This is a genomic window from Gemmatirosa kalamazoonensis (genome assembly GCF_000522985.1).
In the GTDB taxonomy this organism is placed as follows: domain Bacteria; phylum Gemmatimonadota; class Gemmatimonadetes; order Gemmatimonadales; family Gemmatimonadaceae; genus Gemmatirosa; species Gemmatirosa kalamazoonensis.
In genome coordinates, this window is the sequence record NZ_CP007128.1 from 1,143,755 (window position 1) to 1,158,710 (window position 14,956).

Here is a 14,956-nt window from a genome sequence, read left to right on the forward strand (position 1 = left end):
CTGGATCGGACCGCCGTTCCCCGTACCGGCATCACCTCCCGGAGCACCATGTCACACCCCGCTCGCCGGGCGCTCGCCGCGCTCGCCCTCCTCGCCGCCGCCGCCGCCCGCCCGGCCGAGGCCCAGCGCGCCCTCGGCATCGACACCACGAACTTCGACCGCGCGGTCCGCCCGCAGGACGACTTCTTCCGCTTCGTGAACGGCCGCTGGCTCGCGCGCACGGAGATCCCGGCCGACGCCTCGAGCTGGGGCGCGTTCAACGAGCTGTCCGAGGCGAGCCGCAACGCGCTCCACCGCATCCTCGACGAGGCGGCCTCCGACCGCCCCGCCGCGACGGTCGTCTCCAACACGCCGAGCGCCGCGCGCGCCACGCCGGGCGAGCGCAAGAAGGTCGGCGATCTGTACGCGAGCTTCCTCGACACCGCCCGCATCGAGGCGCGGGGCATCGCGCCGCTCGCCCCCGAGCTCCGCCGGATCGCCGCGCTGCAGACCGCCGGCCAGCTGCCGGGCACGCTCGCGCATCTCGCGCGCGTCGGCGTCGGCGGCCCGCTGAGCGTCGGCGTCGGCACGGACCAGAAGAACTCGCGCGAGAACGTGCTGCAGGTGAGTCAGTCCGGCCTCGGCCTCCCCGACCGCGACTACTACCTGTCGAGCGACGCGAAGCTCGCCGCGACGCGCAAGGCGTACGAGGCGTACGTCGCGCGGCTGCTCTCCCTCGCCGGCCAGCCCGACCCCGCCGGCGCCGCGGCGCGCGTGCTCGCGCTCGAGACGGCGATCGCCGAGAAGCACTGGGACCGCGCGAAGAACCGCGACCGCAACGCGACGTACAACCGCATGACCGTCGCCGAGCTGGCCGCGCTCGCGCCGCACCTCGACGTCGCCGCGTACCTGAAGGCGGCGGGGCTCGCGAAGGCCACCGACGTGATCGTGCGGCAGCCCGACTACGTGAAGTCGCTCGACGCGATCGTCGCCGGCACGCCGGCGTCGACGTGGCGCGAGTATCTCGCGTTCCACCTCGTCGACAACTACGCGTCGGTGCTGCCTGACGCGTTCCAGCAGGCGCGGTTCGACTTCCGCGGCCGCACGCTGAACGGCCAGCAGGAGCCGCCCGCGCGGTGGAAGCGCGCCGTCGACGGCACGCAGGGGATCCTCGGCGAGGCCGCGGGGAAGCTCTACGTCGAGTCGTACTTCCAGCCCGCGGCGAAGGCGCGCATGGACGAGATGGTGCGCAACCTCCGCAAGGCGTACGAGATCGGCATCGACTCGCTCGAGTGGATGAGCCCCGAGACGAAGGCGGCGGCGAAGGCGAAGCTCGCGAAGTTCACGGTGAAGATCGCGTACCCCGACCACTGGCGCGACTACTCGGGGCTCGACGTGCGGCGCGACGACGCGTTCGGCAACGTGATGCGCGCGCAGGCGTTCGAGTACGACGAGATGACGTCGCGCCTCGGCAAGCCGGTCGACAAGACGCGCTGGGGGATGACGCCGCAGACGGTGAACGCGTACTACAACGCGACGAACAACGAGATCGTCTTCCCGGCCGCGATCCTGCAGCCGCCGTTCTTCGACGTGAACGCCGACGACGCGGTGAACTACGGCGCGATCGGCGCCGTGATCGGCCACGAGATCGGCCACGGCTTCGACGACCAGGGTCGCAAGTCCGACGGCGACGGCAACCTCCGCGACTGGTGGACGTCGGCCGATGCGCAGGCGTTCGAGGCGCGCGCGTCGAAGCTCGGCGCGCAGTACGAGGCGATCTACCCGCTCGAGGGGCTGCACATCAACGGCCGCCTCACGATGGGCGAGAACATCGGCGACCTGTCGGGGCTCGCGCAGGCCTACCGCGCGTACCGGATCTCGCTCGGCGGCAAGGAGCCCCCGGTGATCGGCGGCTTCACGGGCGAGCAGCGCTTCTTCCTCGGCTTCGCGCAGATCTGGCGCACGAAGTTCCGCGAGGAGGCACTGCGCCAGCGGCTGCTCTCCGACCCGCACTCGCCGGGGATGCAGCGCGCGTTCGTGCCGCTCGTGAACAACGACGCGTTCCTGAAGGCGTTCGACGTGAAGCCGGGGGACCAGATGTGGCGCGATCCGGCGGAGCGGGTGAAGATCTGGTAAGGGCGCTCATCTTTCTAACCGCAGAGGACGCAGAGGACGCAGAGGAGAACCAATTCTTGTTGGTCTCCTCTGCGTCCTCTGCGTCCTCCGCGGTTCATGCTCTTCTCTTTCCCGATGACCGCTCACCTGATCCGCGTCCCGTACGACTCGGGACATCGCGGTGCGCGCATGGGCGCGGGGCCGGACGTGCTCGGTCCTGCGCTCGCCGCGTCGTTAGGCGCTTCCGACGAGACGATCACACTGCCGGAGGGTTTCCGCACCGAGGCGACGGCGGGGTTCGCGCTCGCGCGCGCGCTCTCGACGCGGGTGCGCGACGCGCGCGACGCGGGGCGGCGCCCGATCGTGCTCGCCGGCAACTGCCTGTCGTCGTTAGGCACGGCGAGCGGCGTGGGTGGTGACGACCTCGCCGTGGTGTGGCTCGACGCGCACGGCGACCTCGAGACGCCGGAGACGACGACGAGCGGCTTCGTCGACGGCATGGCGCTCGCCGCGCTGCTCGGCCGCTGCTGGCGGTCGATGACGGCATCGGTGCAGGGCTTCCGGCGGGTGCCCGGGTCGCGCGTGGTGCTCGTCGGCGCACGCGACCTCAGCGACGCCGAGCGCGCGCTCATCGCCGATGCGGGCGTGAGGTGGGTGCGGGCGGATGCGTTGGGCGCGCTCGACCCGGCGCTCGACGCGGTCGTCGCCGACGGCGCACGACGCGTCTACCTGCACGTGGACCTCGACGTGCACGATCCGGCCGCGCTGCCGGTGAACTCGTACCCCGCTCCCGGCGGACTCTCCGCGGCGGAGGTGCGCGACGTGGTGCGCCGCGTCGGCGCGCGGCTCGAGATCGCCGCCGCGGCGATGACGGCGTACGATCCGTCGTGCGATCCGCGCGGGCTGGTGGTCGACGCGGCCCGCGCGCTCGCGCCGCTGCTCGCCGGATCCGCCTGACGCGGCTCAACGCGCGGCGGACCGCTCGGCGAGCAGCGCCTCGAGCCGTGCGCGGCGCTCGCGGCTGAGCGGCACGCGCGCGCCCGACGCGAGCTCCACGCTGTGCTCGTACTTCGACACCGAGTGGACCGCGCGCACGCGGTCGAGCCGCACGATGGCCGAGCGGTGCGTGCGGAAGAAGCGGCCATCGAGGCGCGCCTCGAGCACGTGCATGCGCTCGCGCAGCAGCCGCCCGCGGCCGCCGTCGGTCGTGCCGTGCAGGCGCACGTAGTAGGTCTCCGCCTCGATCCACTCCACGTCGTCGAGCGGCACGAGCGTGGTGCGGTTGCGGTCGCGCACGAGAAGCGCCTCCGGGTGCGGGAGCGTCGCGCGCAGCGCCTCGGCCTCGCGCACGCGCTGCGCGGCACGCTCCACGGCGAGCCGCAGCCGACCGCGGTCGAGCGGCTTCAGAACGTAGTCGAGCGCGTGCGCCTCGAACGCACGGAGCGCGTGCGCGTCGTACGCGGTGACGAAGACCACGGCCGGCGGCGTCTCCTCCGGCGCGAGTCGCTCGAGCAGCGCGAACCCGTCGATCTCCGGCATCTCGACGTCGACGAACAGCAGGTCGGGACGTACACGGCGGATCGCGTCGTGCGCGGCGAGCGCGTCGCCGCACTCGGCCACGACCGTCACGCCGCCCAACGCCGCGAGCTCGGCGCGCAGCCCCTCGCGCGCGAGCGGCTCGTCGTCGACCACGAGGGCGCGGAGATCGCTCACGCGGCCTCGGCGCGCCGCAGTGGAAGCCGCAGCTCGGCGACCGCGCCGCCGTCGGGCCCTGCACGGAGGTCGAGCGACGCAGCCGTGCCGTACAGCGCGGCGAGCCGCGCGCGCGTGTTCGCGAGGCCGACGCCGCCGTCGGCCGGAGCGGCGCGCGGGCCGGGGCCGTCGTCGGTGACGGTGACGCGCAGGCTCCCGGACTCGCACCACGCGCGCAGCCGCACCACGCCGGCGCCGATGCGGCCGGCGACGCCGTGCTTCAAGGCGTTCTCGACGAGTGGCTGCAGGACGAGCCGCGGCACGAGCGCGTCGCGCGCCTCGGGCGATGCGTCGATCGTCGGCTGGAGCCGGTCGGGGAAGCGCACGCGCTCGACGTCGAGGTAGCGCGCCACGAACGCGAGCTCGTCGTCGAGGCGGACCGCGTCGCCGGCCGCGAGCACGTAGCGCAGCAGCTCCGCGAGGTCGCCGAGCACGCGCGCGGTGGCCGGCGCGTCGCCGCGTCGCGCGAGCACGAGCGCCGTGTTCAGGGCGTTGAACAGGAAGTGCGGCCGGAGCTGCGCGGTGAGCGCGGCGAGCCGCCCCTCCGTCGCGGCGGCGGTGAGCGCCGCCGTGCGCCGTGCGCTCTCGGTGGCGAGCCGCTCGGCGTCGGACGCGCGGGCGATCGCGGCGACGAGCACGCCGGCGAGCGCGTCGAGCGGCAGGTACGCGGCGAATGCCCACACCGCGGCGGCCACGAACGACGCCGGGCCTAACGGCACGAACAGCGCGCGGGTAAGGGCGACGAGTGCGAGCCCGTGCACGCCCGCGACGCCGACGACGAGCGCGGCGTCGCGCGCGACCGCCGCCGCCGACAGCGGCCGTTCCGCGTCGCCGGCGCGTGCGCGGCGCACCACCCACGGCGCCGCACCGGCCCATGCGACGAGAGTGGCGAGCTGCCACCAGAGCGCGACCCACCACGCCACCGGCTGCGCGCGCGCCGCGAGCGTGGCCCACACCGGTGCGAGCCCGGCCGCGGCGCACGCGGTGAGCGCGGCGCCTAACAGCACGCGGCTCCCCGGCGTGCCCGCGCGCGGCAACGCGTCGCCGACGCGCCCGACGACCGCCGCGGTGGCGCGCCCCGCGTACGCCGCGACGAGCGCCGGCACGAGCGCGACGAGCATCCCCGCCGATGGCGCGTCGGCGTGCATGACGGCGAGCGCGCCGAAGTGCGCCGCGAACAGCCCCGCCACCGCGGCGATCGCCGCCGCCCACCCCGGTGCGCCGGCGAACGCGCCCGCGAACGCGCCGAGCATGACGACGAGCGCCGGTCCCTGGACCTCGTCGGCGCCGAGGTCGAGCACGCCGGCGGCGAGCCCACCGCCGAGGGCGAGGGCGAGCGGAAGGAGCGGCAGGCGACGCGTGGTGGGCACGGCGGCAATGTGCGTGTCCACGGCACTCGGCGCGACGACCGGGCGCGTCCGTGCAACGGCCGGCGCCGGTGGTGCAACGAGCGGTGCCGGGCTAGGTTGCGAGTTGGTAGCGAGCCGAGAATTAGCGGCCGCGCCGTGAGCCGCACCCGTAGGTCCGAGCAGGTCGTCATGCAGTTGTCCCGCGGCGCGTACGGCGCCGTCCATCCCGCCCCGCGCGCCGAGCCGCCGCGGGGCGTCGTGCCCAACGGGCTTCAGGTCGAGAGCTGGCGCCTGCTGTGGGAGGAGCACGCCGCCGACCCCGACGCGCAGGCGGCGCTCGGCGCGTGGGAGCGCGCGCGCGCGATCACGCGCTGCCCGAGGCGCGGGCGCTCGTGGAGCGGTTCGTGGCCGGCGCGATCGACCTCGCGACGTTCCGCCAGGAGCTCGACCGGCGCGCGAAGTCGGAGTGGCGCGCGCTCGCGCTGCGCGGGCCGGCGGGCGCGATGGTGCTGAACCAGCTCGCGAAGCACGCCGACGCCGACTCGCTCGCCGCCGCGCTGCGCGCCGTGCTCCCCGCCCCGCCCGACGCGCCGACGGCGTTGGAGCGGCTGCGCGCGTGGGTGCGCGCCGCGACGGCGCTCGTGTCCGACGCGCCTAACGCGGCGCCCGGCCGGCTCGTCGCGTTCGCGGCCGCGTGCTGGCACGTGCAGGCGCCGGAGCGGTGGCCCGCGTACCACCCGTCGGCGCGCGCGGCGCTCGCCGCCGAGGAAGGACTGTTCGCGCCGACCGGCGACGCCCCGTCGGACTATCTGGCATTCCGGCACGCGTTCCTCGCGCTCGCCGCGGCGGTCGGCATCGGCGACGCGCAGCTCGAGCGGCTGTGTCGCGCGCACGCCGGGCGCGTGGCCGACGATCCCGACTTCGACGAGACGCTCGACGAGCCCACGTCCGTGCGTCGCCGCGCGCCGCGTGTGACGCGCGTGCCACGGGTGACGCGCGCGGCGCGCGTGGCCGAGCGCCCGCCGGCGTACGCGCCGGCGGCGGAGCCGGCGACGGTCGCGGGGCCGGCGGACCGACCGGCGGTGCCGGGACACACGCAGGTGCAGTGGCTGCTCGCGCGACTCGGCCGCGCGCTCGGCTGTCGCGTGTGGATCGCGGCGAACGACCACGCGCGGACGTGGGAAGGCGAAGCGTTAGGCACCCTGTCGCTGCCGCGGCTGCCGCGGCTCGGGCTCGACGACGAGAGCGAGCGGCTGGTGCGGCTGATCGACGTGGTGTGGATCAGCGGCCGGCACCGCGTGGCGGCGGCGTTCGAGGTGGAGCGCACGACGTCGGTGCACTCGGGGATCCTGCGCATGGCGGACCTCGCGGCGCTCGCGCCGAACCTGAGCTTCCCGATGTACGTCGTGGCGCCGCGCGACCGGCTGCCGAAGGTGCGGCGCGAGCTGGCGCGGCCGTCGCTGCAGGCGTTAGGCCTCGGCCGGCGGTGCGGCTTCTTCTCGGCGGAGTCGCTCGTCGCGTCGGCGGACGCGATCGCGCGGTTCGGCGGCGGGCCGGCGGCGATCGAGCGGCTGGCCGAGCGGGTGAGCGAGCCGGCGTAAGCGCGTATTGCCCTCCGCGGCCGCCGGCGGTATGCTTCCACTCACCAGATGACTGGAGCGGCCGTGAAGCGCGCACCGCCGGAGATGCTGCAGGGCACCGTCGACGTCCTCATCCTCCGCGCGCTCGCGTGGGAGCCGATGCACGGCTACGCCATCGCCCGCTGGCTCGACGCGCGCAGCGACGGCGTCCTCGGCGTCGACGGCGCCGCGCTCTATCAGGCGCTCCATCGCCTCGAGCACCGCAAGTGGGTCGCGGCGTCGTGGGGGCTCTCGGAGAACAACCGCCGAGCGAAGTTCTACGCGCTCACCCCCGGCGGCCGCGCGCGCCTGCGCAGCGAGTCCGCGACGTGGGCGCGGTACGCGGAGGCCGTCTTCAAGGTGCTCAGCCCGGGCTGACGGAGGCCACATGCCGGTGCGCGGTCGGCGGTTCCGTTTTCGCTTCCCGTGGCGCTCGCGCGGCGAGATCGCGCGCGACGTCGACGCGGAGCTCGCGTTCCATCTCGACATGCGGGCGCGCGACCTCGTCGCGGCCGGCCTCGCGCCCGACGAGGCGCGGCGCCAGGCCTGCGCGGAGTTCGGCGACCTCGCGTTCACACGCGACTACTGCCGCGATCTCGACGAGCGAGGCGAGCGCGTCGCCCGATGGACCGACCGCGTGGCGGAGTGGCGGCAGGACGCGCGCTACGCGTGGCGCGGCGTGCGCCGCAGTCCCGCGTTCGCCGCCGTGTCGCTCGTCACGCTGCTGCTCGCGCTCGGCGCGAACACGGCGATCTTCGGCGTCACGCGCGCCGTGCTGCTCGCGCCGCTGCCGTACCGCGCGCCGGCGTCGCTCGTGGCGGTGTACGAGCGCGCGCCCGACGAGCCGGCGGGACGCATGCCGCTGTCGGTGCCGGATCTGCTCGACTACCGGGCCGCGCAGCGTACGCTCGCCGGCCTCGCCGCGTACACCGGCCGGACGGTGACGTGGCGTCCGCGGAGCGGCGATCCCGAGCTGTTCGATGCGCTCTCGGTGACGGCGAACACGTTCGCGATACTCGGCGCGCGGCCGCTGCTCGGTCGCGTGTTCGCGCCGGGCGACGACGCGGCGGGCGCGCCGCCGCGCGTCGTGCTGTCCTACGCGCTCTGGCGACGGGCGTTCGGCGCCGACGCCGCGGTCGTCGGCTCGACGATCACGCTGAACGACCTGCCCTACACCATCGTCGGCGTGATGCCGCGCGGCTTCACGTTAGGCGGCTACGAGTCGGTGTGGACGCCGCTCGACCTCGCGCGCGACGCCGCGAACGCCGCGGTGACGCGCAAGCAGCACTATCTGCGCACGATCGCGCGGCTCGCGCCCGGGGTCACGCGCGCCGCCGCCGAGGCGGATCTGCGCGCCGAGTCGCGCCGCCTCGGCGCGCAGTACCCCGACGCGAACGGCGGCCGCCTCGCGCGGCTCGTACCGCTGCACGACGACCTTTCCGGCGACCTCCGCCCCGCGGTGCTGCTGCTCCAGGGCGCCGCGGCGCTGGTGCTGCTCATCGCCTGCGTGAACCTGGCGAACGTGACGCTGTCGCGCGCCGTCGCGCGGCGGCGGGAGCTGGCCCTGCGCGCCGCGTTAGGCGCGGGCCGAGGGCGCATCGTGCGACAGCTCCTCACGGAGAGCGTGCTGCTGGCGCTCGCGGGCGGCGCGTTGGGCAGCGGCACCGCGGTCGTCGCGACGCGCGCCCTGCTCGCGCTCAACCCCGACGCCCTTCCCGCGCTGTTCGACGTGCGCGTCGACGCGCGGGTGCTGCTGTTCGGCCTCGTGCTCTCCGCGCTCACCGGGATCCTGTTCGGCCTCCTCCCCGCGCTCGGCGCGGCGCGCGCCGGACCGCACGCGGCGCTGAAGGACGGCGGCCGCGCCGGCGTCGGGCGCGGCGGCGAGCGGGCGCGCCGGGGGCTGGTCGTGGCGCAGGTGGCGCTCGCCGTCGTGCTGCTCGTCGGCGCCGGGCTGCTGCTCCGCAGCTTCGCCGAGCTGACGCGCGTGCGACTCGGGTTCGACCCGGCGCACGTGCTCACGGCGGAGGTACGCGTGAGCGGCGAGCGGTACGACGATTCGTCGCGCGTGAACCGCTTCTACGACGCGGTGCTCGACGAGGTCCGGCGCGCGCCCGGCGTCGTCGCCGCGGGCGCGGCGAGCACGCTGCCGACCGAGGGGAAGATCTTCAGCTCGCTCGTCGTCGAGGGCGCGCCGACGGAGCGCCCGGGAGACGTGGGCTTCACGCTCGTGCGCGGCGACTACTTCCGCGCGTTAGGCATCCCACTGCTCGCCGGCCGCGGCATCGACGCGCGCGACGGCGTGGGCGCGCCGGCCATCGTGGTCGTGAACGCGGCGGCCGCGCGCGCGTTCTTCCCCGGCGGCGACGCCGTCGGGCGGCACGTCCGGCTCGGCCCCGACCCGCACACGCCGTGGGCGACGGTGGTCGGCGTGGTCGGCGACGTGCGCGACCAGCGTGTCGACGTGCCGCCCGGGCCGGCGGTGTACATGAGCCACGCGCAGAACACGTGGATGCGATCGCTCGCGCTCACCGTGCGCACGGCCGGCGACCCGCGCGCGTCCGAGCGCCTCGTGCGCCGCGCGGTGCGCGACGCGGACCCGCAGCTCGCCGTGCGCGACGTGCGCCCGATGGAGGACGTGCTCGGCGCGAGCCTCGCCGCGCGGCGCCTCGCGCTCGGCCTCGTGGCATCGTTCGCAGCCGTCGCGCTGACGCTCGCGGCGGTGGGGATCTACGGCGTGCTCGCGTTCTCGGTCACGAGCCGCACGCGCGAGTTCGGCGTGCGGCTGACGCTCGGCGCGCGGCGGCGGAGCGTGATGCTGCTCGTCGTGCGGCAGGGGCTGGGGTGGTCGCTGCTCGGCCTCGCGCTCGGCGCGTTCGGCGCCGCGTTAGGCGGGCGGCTGCTCGACGGCGTATTGTACGGCGTGGGGCACGGGGATCTCGCGACGTTCGCGGCGGCGGGGGCGGGGCTGGTGGTCGTGGTGCTGGTGTCGTGCGCGGTGCCGGCGGTGCGGGCGATGCGGGTGGATCCGATCGAGAGCGTGCGGGCGGAGTGAGAGGCGGTTGCACGGCGGGACGATCGACGGCGGGACGCTGAACGGCGGGACGCTGAACAGCGGGACGCTGAACGGCGGGACGCTGAACGGCGGGACGCTGAACGGCGGGATGGATACGGCGGGACGATCGACCGCGGGACGGTCGACGGCGGGCGCGGTACCTAGGTCCCAGGGGGGCTCCCCCCCCTTCGCCCAAGGTGCTATGCGCGCAACGCGCGGCGGTACCAATCGAACGCGGACCGGATCCCACCATCGCAGCGCCGTCTCACGGCTCCGGCCCAGAGAAGCCCTTCGTGTTCGGTAACCGATCGACGGATTCGCGAATCGTTCGATCCGCGACCCAAACTCTGGGACGGTCGCCCCTCGAGGAGCCAGCCGCCCGCGCGCCGAAGACCCGCCCCGCCGTAGACGTCCCGCAGTACCTTCCGCGCATGCCCAGCCCCTTCACCCCGCTCCCCCTCGAGCGCGCCGGCGCCCGCGCCGCCGTCCTCCCATACGGCGCCCACGTCACCGCGTGGTCCACGGCCGACGGCGAGCAGCTCTACCTGAGCCCGCGTACCGCGTACGAGGAGGGAAGCGCGATCCGCGGCGGCGTGCCCGTGGTCTTCCCGCAGTTCTCCGATCGCGGCCCGCTGCCGAAGCACGGCTTCGCGCGCACCCGCGCGTGGGACGTCCTCGCGCACGCGGCGGACGCCGTGACGCTCGCCCTGCGCGACGACGCTGCGACGCGGGCGCTGTGGCCGCACCCGTTCCGGGCCGAGCTGCGCGTGGTGCTCTCGGACGACACGCTCGCCGTCACGCTCGCCGTCGAGAACCCCGGCGCCGACGCGATCGCGTTCACCGCGGCGCTCCACACGTACCTCCGTGTCGCCGACGTCGCCGACGTCGCGGTGGAGGGGCTCCGCGGCGTGCGCTACCAGGACAACACCGCGCGCGGCGCGGAGCGGCTGGACGACGCGGACGCGGTGCGGTTCGACGGCGAGGTGGACCGCGTCTACCTCGACGTGCCTAACGAGGTGACGGTGCGCGAGCCGGGGCGTGCGCGCGTCGTGCGGGCCGAGGGGTTCCGCGACGTCGTCGTGTGGAACCCCGGCGCCGAGCGGGCGCGCGGGATCGCCGACCTCGAGCCCGACGGGTGGCGCCGTTTCGTGTGCGTCGAGGCGGGCGCCGTCGTGCAGCCCGTGACGCTCGACGCCGGCGCGCGCTGGACCGGCACGCAGCGCATTGCCGTCGCGCCGGCGCGCTGACAGGTTCCCGCCCATGCCATTCCGCCCCTACATCCTCGCCGAAGCGCCGTGGAAGTTCGTCTCCGGCGCCGCGTACGACGTCGCCGTGCTGCCGTGGGGCGCCACGGAGGCGCACAACTTCCACCTCCCGTACGGCACCGACGTCATCGAGTCCGATTACATCGCCGCCGAGTCGGCGCGCGTCGCGTGGGAGCGTGGCGCGAAGGTCGTCGTGCTCCCGACCGTGCCGTTCGGCGTCAACACGACGCAGCTCGACATCCCGTTCTGCATCAACATGAACCCGTCGACGCAGGCCGCGCTGCTGCGCGACGTCGTGTCGGCGCTCGAGGGACAGGGCGTGCGGCGGCTCGTGCTGCTGAACAGCCACGGGGGCAACGACTTCAAGCAGATCATCCGCGAGCTGCAGCCGACGACGCGCGTCATGCTCGTGCAGATCAACTGGTGGACGGTGCTCGACCAGAAGCAGTACTTCGAGGACCTCGGCGACCACGCGGGCGAGCTCGAGACGAGCGTCATGCAGCACCTCGTCCCGGACCTCGTGCTTCCGTTAGGCGACGCGGGATCGGGGCGCGAGCGCAAGCCGAAGATCGCCGGGCTGCGCGAGCGGTGGGCGTGGACGCCGCGTCGGTGGACGCAGGTGACCGCGGACACCGGCATCGGCGACCCGAAGGCGGCGACGCCGGAGAAGGGCGCGCGCTTCTTCCGCGACGTCACCGAGCGGATCGGCGGCTTCCTCGTCGACCTCGCAGCGGCGAACCCGGACGACCTCTACGAGTGACCGGGGCGGGCGCGGCCTAACGCCGCATCCACGCGCGCACGATACACGCGCGCCGAATCGGCCTCGCCCGCGGCGGCGTACGCGCGGGCGAGCGCGTCCTGCAGCTCGGTGCGCGTGACGTAGAGGTTGGAGCCCTCCATGCCGCCGCGCAGCGCGGCGCGGAGCACCGGCACGGCGTCGCGCGCGCGGTGCTCGGCCACCAGCACGCGCGCCAGCTCGAGGTTCACGCGCGTGAACCCGTTGTTCGGCGAGTGGATCGCGGCGCGCAGCGCTCCCTCGGCGGCGGTGTAGTCGTGCCGCGCCGCGTAGGACAGCCCGCGCACGTACGACGCGAGCCGGCGGTCGCGGCCGAACGCGCTCGCGCGGCCCGCGGCCGCCACGCGGTCGGCGAGGCCGCCGAACGGCGTGGTGTCGCCGGCCGCGGCGTACGCGGTCGCCGCGAGCGCGAGCCCCCACGCGCGGCGCCGCGCGATCACGCCCGGGAGGGCGAGCGGCGGATCGGCCGGGAACCCGAGGGGCGCTGCGGCGACCGCCTCGAACGCCGACGCCGCGTCGCGCGCGCGTCCCAGCTGGAGCAGGATCGCCGCGCGCAGCAGGCGCGCCGGCGACGCGCCGTCGACCGCGTGACCGCCCGAGCGCCGCGCCGAGTCGTCGAGGGCGACGACGCGATCGGCGGCGCCTAACGCGGCCGCGGCGCGTCCCTGGTGCCGCAGGCTGATCGCGAGCCACCAGAGCGCCTCGACGCGCGCGGCGAGCTCGCCGTCCGCAGCGCGGTCGGTGAGCAGGCGATCGGCCGTCGCGAAGTCGCCGGTGCGGATGGCGAGCCGCGCGCGGTACGTCGCGTCGGCGAGGTCGCGCCCCGCACGACGCGACGCCTCGCGCCGCGCCGCGAGCGCGTCGGCGATCCGGTCCTCGAGCTCGTACACGTCCGACAGCGTGCGCCACGCCTCCGCGTTCGCCGGCTGGCGCCGCGTCCAGTCGCGCGCCTCGCGCTCGGCGAGGTCGAGCGAATCGCCCTCGACGTACGCGCCGACGAGCGTGCCGAGCGCGGCGCAGGCGCGGCACGGCAGCCGCTGCCGCGCGGTGTCGTTAGGCGCCGCGTCGAGCGTCGACGCGTCGCGGGCCATGACGTTGCGCAGGTGTGGGATGGCGCGCCCGCGATCCCCCGCCCACACGAGCGCCTGCCCGAGCCACAGCTCGCCGTCGGGCTCGAGCGGGTAGCGCGTGGCGAGCGACTCGGCGGTCGCCACCGCGCGCGGGTCGTTCGTCGCGGCGGCCCACGTCGTCGCCGCGAACAGCCGCTCGCGCTCGGGACCGCGGCGCGACAGTCGGAGCGCCTGCGCCATGAGCGGCAGCGCCACCGCGTCGCCGACGAGCCCCTGCGCCGTCACGCCCGCGTAGTACGCCGCCATCGCGAACGTGGAGTCGTCGGCGAGCGCGGCGCGGAACAGCCGCAGCGCCGCCGGGGTGTCGCCCTGGTTCAGCGCGCGGAGCCCCTCGTCGTAGAAGCGCCGCGCGACGAGCGACGTACTCGTCACCTCGGCGAGCGGCCGCTGCGGCGCGGTCTGTCCGACGAGCGCCGCCACCCATCCCGTCGTCGAGTCGGCGAGCGCGAAGACGTCCGCCGCCGCCAGCACCCGCGCGCCGCGGATGATGCCGCCCGCGGGGTCGACGAGCCGGACGTCGAGACGTAGAGGGTGGCCCGACCCGCCGGAGAGGATCCCCTCGACGACGTCGGTCGCGCCGGCGCGCCGCGCGACGTCGGAGACGCGCACCGTGTCGCCGCGGGCGTCGCGCGCCGTCAGCTCGTCGACGCGCTCGGCGCTCACCACCCCGATCCCCTGCAGCCGCGCGAGATCGGTCGACAGCAGCTCGCGCACGAGGCGCGGCGACAGCGACGTGTCGCGCGCCTGGATGCGAAGGGTGCCGACCGCGAGCACCGCGGGCGTGCGGGCGTGCGCGCGCGTCACGAGCGCCGCGCCGGCCGCGACGAGGGCGCCGACGGCCACGAGCGCCGTCGCGGCGACGGCCGCGGCGCGCCGCGACCGGCTCCGGTACCTAGGTCCTGGGGGGGCTCCCCCCCCTTCGCCCAGGATCACGTCGCCGGACGTCACCGGCGGTACCGAGCCGACGCGCGCCGGCTCCTCCGAACGCACCGCGGTCGCGCCCCCGACCGCGACCTCGCGTCGCACCCGGTCGGCCAGCGCCTGCGTCTCCGCCGATGGCTCCGCCTCCAGCTCCGCCGCCATCCGCGCCGCGAACGACTCGTACGCCCGGAGCGCGCCCGCGCGGTCGCCCGTCGCGTGGAGCAGCATCATGAGCCGACGGAACGCGCGCTCGTCGAGCGGCGCCAGTCGCACGGTGTCGCGCGCCGAGTGCAGCGCCAGCGGCAGGTTGCCGACGCGCTCCGCGTCGTCGGTGAGCGCGTGGGCGCAGCCGAGCGCCATGCCGTGCAGCCGCGCGCGCTCACCGTCCACCCACCGCTCGAGCTCCGGGGCGACGCCCGCGACGTGGAAGCCGTCGAGCAGCGCACCGCCGTAGAGGCCGAGCGCGTCCTCGTACCGCCGCTCGGACACCGCGCGCTCGAACTCCGCCGCGTCGCACCACACCTGCCCCGCGCCCACGCCGATCGCGTCGTTGCCGCGCCGCGCGATCACGTCGGACCCCAGCGCCTGCCGGATCCCGTGCACCGCCTGGCGCAGCGAGTGGCGCGCCGCGTCGTCCGCCGACTCCGGCCAGAACAGCGCGAGCAGCGAGTCGCGGCGCGTCAGCCGGTCGGGCCCCTTGAGGACGAGATACGCGAACAGGGCGAGCCGCTTCGGCTGCACGAGCAGCACGCGCGCCTCGTCGCCGGCGGCGTCGCGCACGTCGATGGCGCCCAACAGGCGGCAGCGGACGACGAACGACGGCGGGCTCGGGCCCCGCGACGGCGCGCTCGAGGTGTCAACTCGCAAATGACGGCGGCGTGTCGGGCGGCGTGACGGGCGCGGACCACCATGGGGCCGCAGCACCGGACCAATACGCACCGCGGCGACGAGAACCGCCAGGGCGGCAGCCTGCCCTGC

General features: G+C 75.6%; 10 protein-coding genes. 7 read left to right on the forward strand and 3 right to left on the reverse strand.

What is annotated here, in order from left to right:
* Nucleotides 1-48 precede the first annotated feature (48 nt).
* Together J421_RS05050 and J421_RS05055 are read left to right on the forward strand one after the other, a co-directional pair.
* Nucleotides 49-2,115, forward strand: coding sequence for a M13 family metallopeptidase (locus tag J421_RS05050; RefSeq protein ID WP_025410079.1), 2,067 nt, complete (start codon nt 49-51; stop codon nt 2,113-2,115).
* A gap of 114 nt (nt 2,116-2,229) precedes the next feature.
* Complete coding sequence (locus tag J421_RS05055; RefSeq protein ID WP_025410080.1) at nt 2,230-3,051, forward strand: arginase family protein; 822 nt, start codon at nt 2,230-2,232, stop codon at nt 3,049-3,051.
* Between the two features lie 6 nt (nt 3,052-3,057).
* On the opposite strand, the gene J421_RS05060 is transcribed toward J421_RS05055, so the two are convergent.
* Both J421_RS05060 and J421_RS05065 read right to left on the reverse strand, forming a co-directional pair.
* Nucleotides 3,058-3,807, reverse strand: a complete 750-nt coding sequence (locus J421_RS05060; RefSeq protein ID WP_025410081.1) for a LytR/AlgR family response regulator transcription factor — start codon at nt 3,805-3,807, stop codon at nt 3,058-3,060.
* Nucleotides 3,804-5,216, reverse strand: a complete 1,413-nt coding sequence (locus tag J421_RS05065) for a histidine kinase (protein ID WP_148306158.1) — start codon at nt 5,214-5,216, stop codon at nt 3,804-3,806. Before J421_RS05065 ends, J421_RS05060 begins: the two co-directional genes overlap by 4 nt.
* A gap of 323 nt (nt 5,217-5,539) precedes the next feature.
* On the opposite strand from J421_RS05065, the gene J421_RS05070 reads away from it, so the two are divergent.
* The 5 genes from J421_RS05070 (at nt 5,540) to J421_RS05095 (ending at nt 11,891) form a co-directional block, all read left to right on the forward strand.
* The gene (locus J421_RS05070; protein ID WP_025410083.1) at nt 5,540-6,796 is read left to right on the forward strand and encodes a hypothetical protein; all 1,257 of its coding nucleotides are present in this window, start codon (nt 5,540-5,542) and stop codon (nt 6,794-6,796) included.
* Between the two features lie 63 nt (nt 6,797-6,859).
* On the forward strand, nt 6,860-7,192 hold the full coding sequence (locus J421_RS05075; protein WP_025410084.1) for a PadR family transcriptional regulator: 333 nt from the start codon (nt 6,860-6,862) through the stop codon (nt 7,190-7,192).
* A 10-nt stretch (nt 7,193-7,202) separates the two neighbouring features.
* On the forward strand, nt 7,203-9,866 hold the full coding sequence (locus J421_RS05080) for an ABC transporter permease (RefSeq protein ID WP_025410085.1): 2,664 nt from the start codon (nt 7,203-7,205) through the stop codon (nt 9,864-9,866).
* Nucleotides 9,867-10,297: 431 nt separating this feature from the next.
* Complete coding sequence (locus tag J421_RS05090) at nt 10,298-11,113, forward strand: D-hexose-6-phosphate mutarotase (RefSeq protein ID WP_025410086.1); 816 nt, start codon at nt 10,298-10,300, stop codon at nt 11,111-11,113.
* A gap of 13 nt (nt 11,114-11,126) precedes the next feature.
* The gene (locus J421_RS05095) at nt 11,127-11,891 is read left to right on the forward strand and encodes a creatininase family protein (RefSeq protein ID WP_025410087.1); all 765 of its coding nucleotides are present in this window, start codon (nt 11,127-11,129) and stop codon (nt 11,889-11,891) included.
* Here J421_RS05095 and J421_RS05100 read toward each other — a convergent pair.
* Nucleotides 11,882-14,845: a BTAD domain-containing putative transcriptional regulator gene (locus tag J421_RS05100; protein WP_148306159.1), complete on the reverse strand. Its 2,964-nt coding sequence runs from the start codon at nt 14,843-14,845 to the stop codon at nt 11,882-11,884. The genes J421_RS05095 and J421_RS05100 overlap by 10 nt on opposite strands.
* Nucleotides 14,846-14,956 lie beyond the last annotated feature (111 nt).